This is a genomic window from Rhizobium sp. BK602, from assembly GCF_014195095.1.
GTDB lineage: Bacteria > Pseudomonadota > Alphaproteobacteria > Rhizobiales > Rhizobiaceae > Rhizobium.
Genome location: NZ_JACIBC010000007.1, coordinates 24619 through 38719, shown reverse-complemented (window position 1 = coordinate 38719; position 14101 = coordinate 24619). Strand labels below are relative to the sequence as shown.

Annotated in this window: 10 protein-coding genes; all 10 read right to left on the bottom strand. The window is 63.3% G+C overall.

Going from position 1 to position 14101, the window contains the following annotated elements; genetic code table 11:
- Positions 1-3: 3 nt before the first annotated feature.
- The 10 genes from addB to FHX11_RS21960 all read right to left on the bottom strand — a co-directional run bounded on the left by addB (position 4) and on the right by FHX11_RS21960 (position 13800).
- Positions 4-3198 (bottom strand): double-strand break repair protein AddB, encoded by a 3195-nt coding sequence (addB, locus tag FHX11_RS22005; RefSeq protein WP_184361564.1) that lies wholly within the window; start codon positions 3196-3198, stop codon positions 4-6.
- Positions 3199-3200: 2 nt separating this feature from the next.
- Complete coding sequence (locus tag FHX11_RS22000) at positions 3201-3932, bottom strand: nucleotidyltransferase family protein (RefSeq protein ID WP_184360805.1); 732 nt, start codon at positions 3930-3932, stop codon at positions 3201-3203.
- A gap of 75 nt (positions 3933-4007) precedes the next feature.
- On the bottom strand, positions 4008-5519 hold the full coding sequence (gene tsaE, locus FHX11_RS21995) for a tRNA (adenosine(37)-N6)-threonylcarbamoyltransferase complex ATPase subunit type 1 TsaE (RefSeq protein ID WP_184360802.1): 1512 nt from the start codon (positions 5517-5519) through the stop codon (positions 4008-4010).
- Positions 5516-8095 carry a PAS domain-containing sensor histidine kinase gene (locus FHX11_RS21990; RefSeq protein ID WP_184360799.1) on the bottom strand — a complete coding sequence of 860 codons (2580 nt, stop codon included), beginning with the start codon at positions 8093-8095 and terminating at the stop codon, positions 5516-5518. The genes tsaE and FHX11_RS21990 overlap by 4 nt, the downstream gene beginning before the upstream one ends.
- Positions 8096-8300: 205 nt before the next feature.
- Complete coding sequence (ahcY, locus tag FHX11_RS21985) at positions 8301-9701, bottom strand: adenosylhomocysteinase (RefSeq protein WP_184360795.1); 1401 nt, start codon at positions 9699-9701, stop codon at positions 8301-8303.
- 182 nt (positions 9702-9883) lie between these two features.
- A complete protein-coding gene (locus tag FHX11_RS21980; RefSeq protein ID WP_184360794.1) occupies positions 9884-10159 on the bottom strand; it encodes an HPr family phosphocarrier protein in 276 nt (91 codons plus the stop codon).
- A gap of 19 nt (positions 10160-10178) precedes the next feature.
- Positions 10179-10580: a PTS sugar transporter subunit IIA gene (locus tag FHX11_RS21975; protein WP_184360786.1), complete on the bottom strand. Its 402-nt coding sequence runs from the start codon at positions 10578-10580 to the stop codon at positions 10179-10181.
- Between the two features lie 152 nt (positions 10581-10732).
- Positions 10733-11185 carry an HPr kinase/phosphorylase gene (locus FHX11_RS21970; RefSeq protein ID WP_184360784.1) on the bottom strand — a complete coding sequence of 151 codons (453 nt, stop codon included), beginning with the start codon at positions 11183-11185 and terminating at the stop codon, positions 10733-10735.
- Positions 11182-12975 carry a sensor histidine kinase gene (locus tag FHX11_RS21965; protein ID WP_184361558.1) on the bottom strand — a complete coding sequence of 598 codons (1794 nt, stop codon included), beginning with the start codon at positions 12973-12975 and terminating at the stop codon, positions 11182-11184. Before FHX11_RS21965 ends, FHX11_RS21970 begins: the two co-directional genes overlap by 4 nt.
- A 93-nt stretch (positions 12976-13068) precedes the next feature.
- Entirely contained in the window at positions 13069-13800 is a 732-nt protein-coding gene (locus FHX11_RS21960; RefSeq protein ID WP_210292551.1) for a response regulator transcription factor, read from the bottom strand.
- Positions 13801-14101 lie beyond the last annotated feature (301 nt).

The window sequence follows — 14101 nt, the reverse complement described above, 5'->3', positions numbered from 1 at the left end:
TGCTCACTCATCGCCGCCGCCCTCCTGTTCGGTCTCCGCCGTCGACCATTCGGAGACGCGGGCCAGATGATCATAATCGCCACCATATTCGAATTGCTGCGCCGGGATCAGCCGCGAGGAGAAGCCCTTTTCGCCGGATTGCAGCAGCGAGACGAATTTGACCAGCTGATCCATGGACTCCTGCGCCAGATCCATAGCCGACTTTGTTTCTGTCTTGCCACCGCGGCTGGAAAGCTCGTTGTTGACCTGATCGACCTTGAAGCGGTCGCCGGGTCTCAGCCGCACATAGAGCAGGTTCTCCGCGATGGTCGGGCCGATATCGCGGAAAGCGCCGGCCTTGAGCGCGTAGGCTTCCAGCGCCAGCTGCGGATCGAGCAGCGAGCGGGCCTGTGCCGGGGAGGGATTGTAGCCGGTCTTGTAGTCGATGATGTCGGCGGCCTTGTCGCCCTTGAAATCGATGCGGTCGGCGACGCCGGTGAGCCGGATGCCGATCGGCTCGATGGCGACGCCGGCCGGCACTTCCGTCGCCGTCCTGCGGATCTCCGGCCGCCGCTCCGCTTCCCAATCGAGGAAGGCGCGCGCGACTTCGCGGAAGCGCGGCCGCCAGACGCTGTCGATATGAACAGGCAATTGCTCGGCGTCGAAAAGCTCGGTGAGGATGTGATCCATAGCCAGCGATGCATCCGGCGTGCCGGCAACGTGGCCTTCGCGGATGAAGCGGTCGATGATCTTGTGATAGAGCGTGCCGCGCTCGGCCGGGCCGGGATCGCGGTTGAACGGATCGATCGGGTCGAGCCGCAGCACCCGCCGGGCATAGATGGCATAGGGGTCGCGTCGCAGGCGGCCGACCTCGCTGAAGGAATAGCTTTTCGGCTGCAATTCGGCGGGGGGGCGCGGCGCTGGCCGTTGTGCGGGAGCCTGGTTTTCGCCCTCGTCGATCATCCCTGCCCATTGCCGATATCGATCGCCGCGCGCCTTCAATTCGCTCGCGAAGGCCTTGCCGCCCAGCGCCATCAGCCGCTGCAGCCAGCGCGAGGCTACGGTCGGGGTCGAACCCTGCCGCAGCGCGCGGGAATAGATCAGGTCGCGCGTGCCGTTCGCCATCTCGAAATCGTGCGCGACTTGGCCGATGCGCCGTTCCGGCGGCTCCAGGCCGATCTCGGTCTTCATGCTGCGGGAGATGAAGGGATTGTTGGCGGTCTGCCCCGGCCAGGAGCCTTCGTTCAGCCCGCCGAGGATCAGCGTGTCGACGCTTTGCAGGCGCGCTTCCAGCGTGCCGAAGATGAAGAGGCGAGGGTGGCTCAGCGCCCGCGGCTTGACGGATTGGCCGGCGCAGAGCGCCGCCATGATATCGATCCATTGCGGCCCGTCCGCCTCGAGCTGGCCTTCGGTGTCGATGACCTCCTTCAGCAGGCTCGCCAGCGTATCGCCGGCCTCGCCGGACCAGAGTGCGGCCAGATTGCCGCGCTCATCGGCGGCAACGGCTTCCAGGGCGCGGCCGGTGCGCTCGGCCCATTCCGAAAGCGTCGGAAGCTCGCCGGAAGAAGAGGATTGCAAAAGCGCGGATGTGAGGGGTTCGCACGCCTTGGTCACCTGCTGCGCCAGGCTGCGCGCGTGCTCGGCCGCCCCGGGGGCGAGGGATTTGCGCCATTGCGGCGGGTGGCGGTCGGCTGCCTGTTCGGCGAGCTGCCGGTCGAGCAACGGTTCGAGCGTGTTGATATCGACATCGGCAACGCCGCCGCGCAGGGCAAGGATTTCCAGCGCATCGACGCCTAGCTGCAGTACCTCCGAAGGAAGCCCGAAGCGGGCGAGGGGATGCTTGAGCAGCGAAACGATGGCGACGGGATCGCCGGGACGAAGGACTGCCTCGAGCAGCAATTGCAACAGCGCACCTTGCGGCGTGGCATTGAGCGGCGTGCCGGCCGAATCGTCGGCGGTGATGCCGAAGCGGGCCAGCTCGGCGGTCACCCGCCGCGCCAGATTGCGGTCCGGCGTGATCAGCGCCGCCTGGCTCTCGCCGCCATAGCGGCCGGGTTTGTCCAGGGCGAGCCGCAGGGCGATGGCGATCGCCGTCGCTTCCTCGCGCTCGTTCGCCGCCTCGATCAGGGCGACATCGGCAAAGCCGCGGTCGATGAAATCCGGCGGCAAGGTCTTTTGCCAGGCACCCCAGCCGCTGGTCGCCTTTGCCGGCGCCAGCGCGCGCGACAGGGTCTCGGCCCGCATGCGCATGTCCTCGGCGGCGTCGGCCACCGGTTCGACATCGCGGCGGGGCGTGCGCAGCCGTTTCAGCAGTAGCGCCAGGCCATATTGCGGATGGCTGCGGGTAGTCGGATCGACCTTTTCGCCGAGACCGGTTTCCGGGGCGACGAGCTGCCAGTCCTCGTCGGGCATCGACAGGTCGAGACCGGGCAACACGATGACGCCTTGCGGCAAGGCGGCGACGGCGGCGATCAGGTCCGCCGTCGCGGGCACCGAACCGGTGGAGCCGGCGATGATGACCGGTCCGGCATGCTGCATGGCGGCGATCCGCTTGGCTTCGGCACGCAGGATGGCGTTGCGGTTGCGCGCCGGCGAGGATTTGCCGAGCTCCTCCAGCCGCGCCGGCCAGAAGGCGCTGGCGATCTGCAGGAATTCGGCGGTCAATTGCCACCAGAGCGCATGATCCTCGGCGCTCAGCGTGGCAAGCTCGGCCCAGTCGCGATCCTCTGTCTCGATGGAATCGATCAGTTCGGCGAGATTGCGGGCAAGCCAGATGGCATCCGCCGGGCTTGCGGGCGCCACCAGCGGCGAGTCCGAATGGATGTCGCGGACGATCTGCGGCAGCTTGTTGCGCCAGGCAAGGATCAGCCGCGCCAGTTCCAGAAGCCGTGCCGTATTGGCGAGCGGCTGCGCCAGGTCGGCGGTTTCGGGCAGTGCCTCTTCGAAATAGCCGCTGTCGTCGTCGGTTTCGCCGAGCGGCCTGATCACCGGCAGGATGGCGGAACGGCCACCGAGCAGGTCGACGAATTCCGAGCGCAGCACGCGCGCCGCGCGCCGCGTCGGCAGGAAGATCGTGACCTTGGCGAGCGACAGAGGATCATCGGGATCATGGCGGAAATGTTCGGTCAGCCGTCCCTCGCAGAGGGCGCTCGCCAGGGTCTTCAGGAAAGGCAGGCCCGCCGGGATCGTCAGGATGCGCTGCCGGTGGCCGCCCGTCATCGTCACGCAAACGTCCGGAAGGTCCGGATCGTTTCCTCCGCGTCGCCGACCGCTTCCGGCGTCCCGACGGTCAGCCAGTGACCGTCGAGCATGGTGCCGTAAAGCCGGCCCTTGGCGATCGCCTTGTCGAAATAGATGTTGATGTTGAAGGCATCGGCCGGCGCGTCGTCGAGGAAGGACGGGTTCATCGCGAAGGCGCCCGCATAGACTACGCCATCATATTCGGCATCGCGGTAACGTCGCAGCCCGCCGTCCTCGGCCATGCTGAAATCGTTCTTGCCGTTGTGGCCGGTCGTTCTGTCCAGCTCGACGCAGAGCATGGCCATGTCCATGCGTTCGGAATCATAGAATCCGGCTAATCGCTCGAGGTTCGTCGGATGTCCAGGCTTTTCACCGATCCAGAACAGGTCGGCGTTCATGACGAAAACAGGATCGCGGCTCAGCAGCTTCAAGCCTTTGACGATGCCGCCGCCATTGTTCATCAAACCATCGCGTTCGTCCGAGATCAGGATTTCGAGCCCGCGATAGCCGCGCAGATGCGCCTCCATCTGGTCGGCGTGATGATGGACGTTCACGACGGCGCGCTCGACGCCGGCTTCCGCCAGCGCGTCCAGCGCATAATCGATCATCGCCTTGCCGGCGATCTTCACCAGCGGTTTCGGGATGGTGTCGGTGATCGGGCGCATACGGGTTCCGAGCCCCGCGGCCAGCACCATGGCTTGCTTGATGGTCATGTCGTTTCGAACTCGTGATTCGTCTGCTGTTTTTCTTTAGCACACCGCCGGAAATGCGTCGTCCGGTCTCGGAGACTATGCCTTGCCTATTCCAGCCCTGGCGCACCATTCGCGCAAGGAGGCGAGCGCCTCGTGCTCGAAGGCGATGGCGAGATAGGCGAGCGTGCGCGGCATGTGCTTCAGATAGCCGGGCTTGCCGTCGCGCTGCAGCAGCCGCACCCAAAGGCCGGCGAGCTTGCAATTGCGCTGTGCGGACATGATCGCCCAGCTCTTCAGGAAGCCGGCTTCGTCGAAATTGCCCTGCGCCTGGCGTAACGCCAGATAGTCGACCATGAGCTGGTCGTGCAAGGGCCGCTCGATGGTGACGCGTGCGTCCTGGACAATCGAGGCGAGGTCATAGGCCGTCGGTCCGATCATCGCATCCTGGAAGTCGATCAGGCCGATCCGCTGGAGACCTTTTTCCTCGGCCCGCCAGATGAGGTTCGGCGAGTGGAAATCGCGCAGCAGCAGGCTCTTTTCGGCGCCGCCCAATTGATCGATCAGGCTGTCCCAGATCGCCAGATAATCGGCGCGCTCCTCGTCGGTTGCCGGCGTGCCACGCTTCCAGGGCAGGTGCCAGTCGATGAGCAGCCGCGCCTCCATCTTCATGGCGGTGCGGTCGAAATCGGGAACGTGATGGACATGATCCGCCGTCACCGGGATATCCCGCGGGATATCGAGGCCGTGCAGATGCGCGAGGGCGGCGACGCTGGCGCGGTAGCGCTCGGCGATCGGCCTGCCCTCGTCGTCGAGCACGCCGTCGGTGCCGAGATCCTCGATCAGCAGGATTCCTTGATCGTAATCGACAGCGAAGATCTCCGGCGCGGCGAAGCCGTTTTCACGCAGCTCATTGGCGATGGCGACGAAGGGATAGGCATCCTCGGCGAGATGGGCGACCTTGGGGTAGGGCTTGCCGTCGAGCACCGCCGGCCCTTCCGGCAGGCGCGGCCAGTCCATCAGGATCACGCGTTGGCCGCCGCCTTGCGGAAAGATGGATTCATAGGCGCGCAGCGAGGCATCGCCCGTCAGAAACCGGCGTTCGGCGCCGGCATAGCCATTGGCATCGAGGAAGGCGCGGATCGAAAGGACGCGCCGGATGCGAGCCAATTGCTTCGCCGGTGCCGCGATCGTCGCGCGGCGTCCTTCGCCCTCATGCTCCAGCTTGAGGTCGATGCGCTCTTTCGGCAACTCGCCCTCGGCCATTTCAGGCCATTCCACCAGGCAGATGCCGGTCTGCAGCGCCTCATCGAAGCCGAGTTCCGTGAGCTCGCTGGGATCGCCGAGGCGATAGAGATCGAAATGCGCGATCGGGATGCGCAGCTCGTAGGATTGTACCAGCGTGAAGGTCGGGCTCGGCACGTCGAGCTCGGTATCGTCGGCCACGGCGCGCAGCAGCGCACGGGCGAGCGAGGATTTTCCGGCGCCGAGATCGCCCGACAGCGCCAGGCAGTCGCCGGCCTTCAGCGCCAATGCCAGATCCTCGCCGAGATGGGCGGTCGCCGCGTCGTCTGCGAGGAAAAGCGAGATGCTGGCGTCTGCGGCTGTCATTCTGCGGCGACGGAATGCGGCTGTTCGGCGGAGGGAATCCGGCAGGTGACCGTCGTGCCCTTGCCCGGCTGGCTTTCGATCGAGACCTGGCCGTCATGCAGGCTGACGAAGCTTTCGACGATGGAGAGGCCGAGGCCGGCGCCGCTGCGCTTGCCGCCCTTGCCGCTGGAGGCGAAACGGTTGAACACCGTGCGCATGATCTCTTCGGGAATGCCCGGACCCGTGTCGGCGACCGAGAAGACGAAATCCGTGCCGTCGCGGCCGCATTTCAGCGCGATGGTGGAGCCTTCCGGCGCGAAATTGGCGGCGTTGGTCAGGAGCTTGAGCAATATCTGCTTCAGCCGCTGCTGGTCGGCGATCACCGAGCCGAGATGGGCGGGCACGGTGATTTCCAGCGTCACGCCGCTTTCCTGCAGCCGGTCGGCGATCTGCATGGAGACTTCGTCGAGCAGGTCGTCGAGCGCGATCTCGGAATAGTTCAGCCGCATGATGCCGGCATCGACGGTCGCCAGATCGAGGATGTCGTTGACCAGCGTCAGCAGCACCGAGGAGGAGGTGGAGATATGGTCGATATATTCCGCCTGCCGGTCGTTCAGCGAACCGATGCCCGGCGTCTTCAGGAGATCGGTAAAGCCGATGATGTTGGTCAGCGGCGAACGCAGCTCGTAGGAGACGTGCTGGACGAAATCGTTCTTCAGCTCGTCGGCCTTCAGCAGCGCCTCGTTCTTCTCGGTCAGCGCCCGTTCGGCGCGCACGCTGTCGGTCTTGTTGACGAAGGTCAGCATCGTCTGCGCGTTCGGCAGCGGAATGACGGCATAGTCGAGCACGAGGCTGGAATAGAGTTCCAGCGTGCCTTGCGACGACGGCCGTTCGTCGTCGAAGCTGGTGATCTGCTCGGCAAAGCGCTTCCAGCCATCCGGCCGGTCGTAGGAGGCCGTGCAGGCCTCGGCCAGCGCCTGGATATGCGTACCCGGTTTGGCCTGCGCCTCGGTGATGTTCCACAGGATGCGGAAAGCCGGGTTGGAGAGGCGGATGCGGCCATCGGGACCGAAGACGGCAACACCTTCGGAAAGATGGTCGATCGTCTCGCCCTGCACCTTGACCAGCGTGTTGTAGCGCGTTTCGAGATCGACCTGCTCGGTCAGGTTCTCGAAGACCCAGGTGGCGCCGCCCTGCGGATGGGCGGTGGCGAAAACGCGGAGAATCTGACCGTTCGGCAGATGCCAGAGATCGGTTTGCGTATCGAGCGCGCGGTAGACGGAGAGCACGCCGTCTTTCCACGTCTTCCAGTTCAGCTGCTCCGGCAGCTTCTTGGCGCCGCGCAGCCGGTCCAGCAGCTCGCTATTGTCGGGCTTCTTCTCGAGGAAGGCGATATCGAGTTCCCAGAGCTGGACGAAGGCCTGGTTGTAGAATTGCAGCCGCCGGTCGCCGTCGAAGATCGCGACAGGCGTTGCCAGATGATCGAGCGTCTCGGCATGGCTCTTCAGCGTGCGCGCCAGCTCGGCGCGAACCGATTCCGCTTCGGAAACGTCGATGGCGATGCCGGCCGAACCATTGGCGGACTTGACGTCGACGACGTCGAAGAAGGTACGGTTGCCGTGCACGACGGTGGAAATCTTGTCGTGGAAGGGCGATTCCGGTGTGGCGGAGGCACGGATGCGCTCGCGGGCGACCGTGGTCAGGAATTCGCGGCCCTCGCGAATGGCCTCGTCCGGCGTGACGGCCTCGACCGCTTCGCCATAGGCATGGTTGACCCAGCTGAGCTTACCATCGGCATCGCGCTGCCAGACCGGCAGGTCGATGGCGTCGAGCAGGTTCTGGAAGGTGGAGATCGAGGTCATCAGCCGCTCGCGCTCGATCTTCAGTTCGGCCAGCTCGGCGCGCAGATTGTTGAGCGCCACGAAACGGACGAAGGCGCGGCCGCCGGAAATGCGGCCCTGGGCCTCGAGAATCTCCTCACGGTTGGTCTCGACCACCATGTCGAAGCTCTGGCCGCTGCCGCGCAGCTTGTCGATCGCCTTTTCCAGCTCGCCGGCCGACCAGGATTTCAGCCAGCGGCCGAAGGCGAGGAAATCATTGTCTTGCGGGGCGCCGGTCTCCGGGGGCAGCTGGCCGAGCAGCTCCGGGCGGGCATTCTGGCCGTCCCAGATGACGATGCGACGGTTCTTGTCGGCGATCAGCGCATGATATTGCGAGATGCGCTGGTTGGCGTCCGACAGGGCCGTGCGGATTTCCCGGCTTTCGCTCTCCATGTTGCCGCGCTGACGGATCATCCAGACGGTCGACAGCAGCGCTGCCGAGATCACGCCGATGATGACCGAAAATACCGCCATTTCGGAGGAGGTGAAGAGACGAATGGTCGTCTGCGAGACCGCACTCGTCTGGGCCAGCACGGGGCTTGCGAGTGTGGTCGCGATTCCGCCGAAAACGCTGAAGCGAAGCAGGCGCGCGAACGAGGCCAACAGGCCCCTGCCGCGCTTCGCTCCCGCAGAAAGCCGATATGCACCGCCCTGCAGCAACTGCGCCGCCGTTTGGCGTAGCGCTGGCTGATGCAGATTGTCTTCCCCTTCAAACATAAGAGGTCTGTCTCCGTCCTATAATGTGCCGCATCTCGACAAGACATCCCATTTTCATGGCTCCGGGACAGGCCCGGTTCGTCACGAATCAAGTCTAAAAACAATACTGCCTAAGGGAATCGCCGGGAAGGGAGCCGGCCAAAAAATAAGCTCCGGCATTTGTCAATGCCGGAGCCACAAGATGTTGTGGATACTGGAGTTGTAGTCAGTATCTATAGTGGTCAGACTTGAACGGACCCTGCGGCGTCACGCCGATATACGCAGCCTGCTCGCCGGAAAGCTCGGTGAGTTTCACGCCAAGCTTGCCAAGATGCAGACGCGCAACCTTCTCGTCGAGCTGCTTCGGCAGCACGTAGACCTGGTTCTGGTAGTGGCCCGGCTTGGTAAAGAGCTCGATCTGCGCCAGCGTCTGGTTGGTGAAGGAGGCCGACATCACGAAGGACGGGTGGCCAGTGGCGTTGCCGAGGTTGAGGAGGCGGCCTTCCGACAGAAGGATGATGCGGTTGCCCTTCGGGAATTCGATCAGGTCGACCTGCGGCTTGACGTTGGTCCACTTGAGGTTACGAAGCGCCGCAACCTGGATCTCGTTGTCGAAGTGGCCGATATTGCCGACGATCGCCATGTCCTTCATCGCGCGCATATGGTCGATGCGGATGACGTCCTTGTTGCCGGTCGTGGTGATGAAGATATCGGCCGAGGCAACGACGTCTTCGAGCTGCACGACTTCATAGCCGTCCATGACGGCCTGCAGCGCGCAGATCGGGTCGACTTCCGTGACCTTGACGCGGGCGCCGGCGCCGGAGAGCGAGGCGGCAGAACCCTTGCCGACGTCGCCATAACCGCAGACGACGGCGACCTTGCCGGCCATCATCACGTCGGTGGCGCGGCGGATGCCGTCGACCAGCGATTCCTTGCAGCCATACTTGTTGTCGAACTTCGACTTGGTGACCGAGTCGTTGACGTTGATTGCCGGGAAGGGCAGCAGGCCCTTCTGGCTGAGCTGGTAGAGGCGGTTGACGCCCGTGGTGGTTTCCTCGGTGACGCCCTTGATGGCGTCACGCTGCTTGGTGAACCAGCCCGGCGAAGCCTTCAGGCGCTTCTTGATCTGCGCGAAGAGGATTTCCTCTTCTTCCGAATGCGGGTTGGAGAGCACGTCCTCGCCGGCTTCGGCGCGGGCGCCGAGCAGGATGTACATGGTGGCGTCGCCGCCATCGTCGAGGATCATGTTGGAAAGGCCGCCATCGGTCCACTGGAAGATCTTGTCCGTGTAGGTCCAGTAGTCTTCGAGGCTTTCACCCTTGACGGCGAAGACCGGAACGCCGGAAGCCGCGATCGCGGCAGCGGCGTGGTCCTGGGTGGAGAAGATGTTGCACGAGGCCCAGCGAACTTCCGCGCCGAGCGCCACCAGCGTCTCGATGAGCACGGCGGTCTGGATCGTCATGTGCAGGGAGCCGGTGATGCGCGCGCCCTTCAGCGGCTGCGCCTTGCCGAATTCCTCGCGGCAAGCCATCAGACCCGGCATTTCGGTTTCGGCGATCGAGATTTCCTTGCGGCCGAAGTCGGCAAGGCCGATATCGGCGACGATGTAGTCCTTTTCAGTGCTCATAAGGGTCTCCAGCCTGAACAATGCCGCCGCACCGCGGGCGAAAGCCCCGGCCGAAGGCAACACAATAGCACGCGGACAGCGTGACGGATGATGCCGTGTAGCAGGCTTCAGGCGGGAAATCAATGATGATATAAAGAAGTCTTTATGTCTTTATATCCTCGAAAAGTCCTGAGGGCAGGGAATTACATCTCTTCGCCGAACTTGTCGGCGACCAGCCTGTCCAGCGCATCGAGCGCTTCGGCGGCCTGCTTACCCTTGGCGGTGACCAGCACGCTGCAGCCGGGGCTGGCGGCCAGCATCATCAGACCCATGATCGAATTGCCGCCCACCGTGGTTCCGTCCTTCGAGACGGTGATGGCGGCATCGTAGATTTCGACGGTCTGGACGAATTTAGCGGAGGCGCGGGCGTGGAGACCGCGTTTGTTGATGATCAGAAGTTCCCTGGAAAGCTCTGTCATGGGCGGGATGCTTGTCTCGTCATTTGCCGCTGAGAACACGGCTGGCCACGTTGATGTATTTGCGTCCGGCCTCGGAAGCTTCGACCAGGGCCCGCTCCATGTTGTTGTCGCCGCGCACACCGGCCAGCTTGATCAGCATCGGCAGGTTGACGCCGGCAATGACCTCCGTGTGGCCGCTGTTCATGACGGATATTGCGAGATTGGAAGGGGTGCCGCCGAACATGTCGGTCAGGATGATGACGCCGTGCCCATCATCGGCGCCGGCGACGGCCTGCAGGATGTCCTGCCGCCGCTTGTCCATGTCGTCTTCGGGACCAATCGATACCGTTTCTATGAACTTCTGCGGACCAACGACATGCTCGACCGCATGCCGAAACTCTTCAGCCAGCTTGCCATGAGTGACAAGCACAAGTCCGATCATGATATTACTGCTCCCATCGCATACGCAAACAGGTGGCCCATATCGCAATGCAGCAATCTCGTCCACCGGTGGGGGCACATCTTGGCGATGAAAAGACGAAGTGCAAGCTTAAAATACGGGAATTGGGCGCCTGTGGGGGCCTGAATGGCCGATTAATCGAAATTGATGGGAATTTTCGCCATAATTGTGGCGAGCGGATTGAGCGATGTTGCTGAAAGCCGGACCACGGGCAGGCGGATGGAAGGCGCAACCTCGATCTGCTCGTCGTCGGGCGGCAGCCGTTCGGCGGTCGGCGGATCGACCGGCCGTATGGCGAAATGCATTTCCGCCGTCGCGACGTGAGGAAGCCGGACAATGCCGGTATAGCGGATTTCCATCAGGCCGGCGATCGCGGGCGGGCATTCGGCGATGACGGCCCCGTCGCGCTGCGTGAGGAAAACCTGGTCGTCGGCGACAAGGCTCGCCGCAAGACCGAGCGGCCGGGCGGCGGCAAGGCAGGCGAAGGCAAGCGTGGATTTGCCGCTGCCCGAGGGCCCGAGAAACAGAAGCCCGGTCTTGCCGACGACGATCGCCGTTGCGTGAATATTGGTCGCCCGGCCGCTCATACCGGCGTTTCGGCGGGCAGCGAGAGAATGAAGCGGGCGCCGAGCAGCGTCGTGCCGTCGCCGTCGACGATGTTTTCCGCGCGCAGCGAGCCGCCATGCGCCTCGGCGATCTGCCGGCTGATCGACAGGCCGAGGCCGGAATTCTGGCCGAAACCTTCCGATTCCGGCCGGTCTGTGTAGAAGCGTTCGAAGATGCGGTCGATATTCTCTGCCTGGATGCCGGGACCGTTGTCCTCGACATAGATGACGCAGCGCGTCCGCGTCCGTGTCAGCTTCACGGTGATCTTGCCGGTATCCCTGGCAACGAAGGAGCGGGCATTCTCGATGAGGTTGGTGACGATCTGGCCGATGCGCAGGTCGTGACCGTCGATGGTAAATTTCGTTTTCACACCGGGCTTGCGATCGACGACATAGTCGATCTCGACCGCTTTCTTGCTGTGGCCGACCTGCCGGGAAATATCGATCATGTCGCGCAGCAGCACTTCGAGGTCGAGCGATTTCGCATCCGAGCGGGCAAGCTCGGCATCGAGACGCGATGCGTCCGAAATGTCGCTTATCAAGCGATCGAGTCGGCGAACGTCATGCTGGATCACGTCCATCAGCCGCTTCTTGGAATCGTCGCTCTTGGCGAGCGGTAGCGTTTCGACGGCGCTGCGCAGCGATGTCAGCGGATTCTTCAATTCGTGGCTGACATCGGCGGCGAAGCTTTCGATCGCATCGATGCGGTCATAAAGCGCCGACGTCATGTCGCGCAGCGCGATCGACAGGTTGCCGATCTCGTCCTGGCGGGCCGAGAAGTCCGGGATTTCCTCACGTTCCTTGGCGCCGCCGCGGCGCACGCGGATGGCGGCGGCCGAAAGCCGGCGCAAGGGATTGGCGATGGTCGAGGATAGAAGCAGCGACAGCACGACGTTGACCAATGTTGCGACGCCGAAGACGCGCATGATCGCCAGCCGCTCGGCATGGACGATCTTGTCGATGTCGCCGGCCTGGGTCGAGAGCAGCAGCACGCCGAGCACGGCGCGGAAGCGCTGGATCGGCACCGCGACCGAGACGATCAGCTCGCCCTTTTCCGTGGTGCGCACGACCGCGCCACGCACGCCGGTCAGCGCGTTCATGACTTCGGGATAGATCGAGCCGTCGCCGCCGGGCGCTTCCTTATAAACAGGCAGATTGCCCGGCTGCAGCATCTTGTTGAGCAAGCCGCTGAACCAGTCGGACCAGCTCTGTTTCTCGTCGTCGACCGGCGGCAGATCGTAACGCAGCACCTGGCCGCGCGAATAGAGATGACGGCTGTCGAGCAGAAGATTGGCGTCGGCGTCGAAGATGCGGGCGCGGGTGCGGGTCGGCGAGATCAGCCGCGTCAGAACGGGCGCCACCTTTTCCGGATCGATCGGGAATTCCAGGTCCTCGTCGTTCGGAACGGGGGTGATGCTCTGGCCGGCCTGCAGCTCCAGGAGCTTCTGCGGATCGATGGTGATGGAATTGGTGTCGACCGATGCCGATGCCGAGACGGCGCCGGCGATGATTTCGCCCTGCGTCAGTAGGCTCTCGACGCGGGCGTCGATCAGTCCCTCGCGGAACTGGTTGAGATAGAGGATGCCGCCGACGAGAACCACGAGGGCCGCGAGATTGAAGAACAGGATACGCCGCGTCAGGCTCGAAAACACGGCATTGCCGAAGATGCGGCGGATCAGCGTGAAAGGGTGAGTCCAGCGACGGCGGGCGATCCTGGTGTCGCTCGAGCTTTCCGCCTCGTCGATATCTCTGTCCTGCACCAGCTGTGCCAAGCCAACGGCCCTTTCGAAGAGCGGAATCGGCGATTCCGCCCGCATGCTCTTATTCCATTGCCCGCCGCATGGTCCAGCAGACCATGCGGACTATCATGCTGCTTCGCGGAAACGGTAGCCGACGCCATACAGCGTCTCGATCATATCAAATTCGAGATCGACCATCTTGAATTTCTTGCGCAGCCGCTTGATGTGGCTGTCGATGGTGCGGTCGTCGACATAGACCTGCTCGTCATAGGCGGCGTCCATCAGGGCGTCGCGGCTCTTCACCACACCGGGGCGCTGGGCCAGCGAATGCAGGATCAGGAATTCCGTGACGGTCAGCGTCACCGGCTCGCCCTTCCAGGTGCAGGTGTGGCGTTCCTGGTCCATGACGAGCTGGCCGCGTTCCAGCGAGCGGGCCTGCTGGGTGGCGCCGGGCTTCGGCGCGGCATTGCCGCCGGCGGCATTCGCGGCTTCGCGGGCAGAGGCGCGGCGCAACACCGCCTTGACGCGCTCGACCAGCAGACGCTGCGAGAAGGGCTTGGTGATGAAGTCGTCGGCGCCCATCTTCAGGCCGAAGAGCTCGTCGATCTCTTCGTCCTTCGACGTCAGGAAGATCACGGGCAGGTCGGATTTCTGCCGCAGGCGGCGCAGAAGCTCCATGCCGTCCATGCGCGGCATCTTGATGTCGAAGATCGCCAGTTGCGGCGGCCGGGCCAGCAGGCCGTCGAGCGCCGAAGCGCCGTCGGTGTAGGTTTCGACCTTATATCCCTCGGCCTCCAGGGCAATCGACACGGACGTCAGGATATTACGGTCGTCGTCTACGAGCGCGATTGTCAACATGGTGTTCGTCTCCGTCATTAGTGCGCATCTCCCGGATTTGGAATCCAGCCCAGGCGGCTTGCCATCTCGGTTGGCGGTAACCTGGCGCGCTTATGGGGATAAAGGTGGAACAAATTGTGGCAAAGATAAAGGGAAGGATTGTCGAAGCTGCAAATACCGCACCAGGGGTTGTGTGACCAAATGTCCTCGACCGCGTCTTTCAAACGATTTAAAATTATCCGTATTTATTTAAATCGATTAAATATCTGATATCATTAAAGATTTTTCGTTTCTGGCTCTTGTGCTTTTAAATGGAGACCAC

Coding starts and splice junctions, on each gene's coding strand:
- tsaE (WP_184360802.1), bottom strand. CDS start 5,519: ATGACAGCCGCAGACGCCAGCATCTCGCTTTTCCTCGCAGACGACGCG.
- FHX11_RS21970 (WP_184360784.1), bottom strand. CDS start 11,185: ATGAGCGGCCGGGCGACCAATATTCACGCAACGGCGATCGTCGTCGGC.
- FHX11_RS21980 (WP_184360794.1), bottom strand. CDS start 10,159: ATGACAGAGCTTTCCAGGGAACTTCTGATCATCAACAAACGCGGTCTC.
- addB (WP_184361564.1), bottom strand. CDS start 3,198: ATGACGGGCGGCCACCGGCAGCGCATCCTGACGATCCCGGCGGGCCTG.
- FHX11_RS21960 (WP_210292551.1), bottom strand. CDS start 13,800: ATGTTGACAATCGCGCTCGTAGACGACGACCGTAATATCCTGACGTCC.
- FHX11_RS21990 (WP_184360799.1), bottom strand. CDS start 8,095: ATGTTTGAAGGGGAAGACAATCTGCATCAGCCAGCGCTACGCCAAACG.
- FHX11_RS22000 (WP_184360805.1), bottom strand. CDS start 3,932: ATGACCATCAAGCAAGCCATGGTGCTGGCCGCGGGGCTCGGAACCCGT.
- ahcY (WP_184360795.1), bottom strand. CDS start 9,701: ATGAGCACTGAAAAGGACTACATCGTCGCCGATATCGGCCTTGCCGAC.
- FHX11_RS21975 (WP_184360786.1), bottom strand. CDS start 10,580: ATGATCGGACTTGTGCTTGTCACTCATGGCAAGCTGGCTGAAGAGTTT.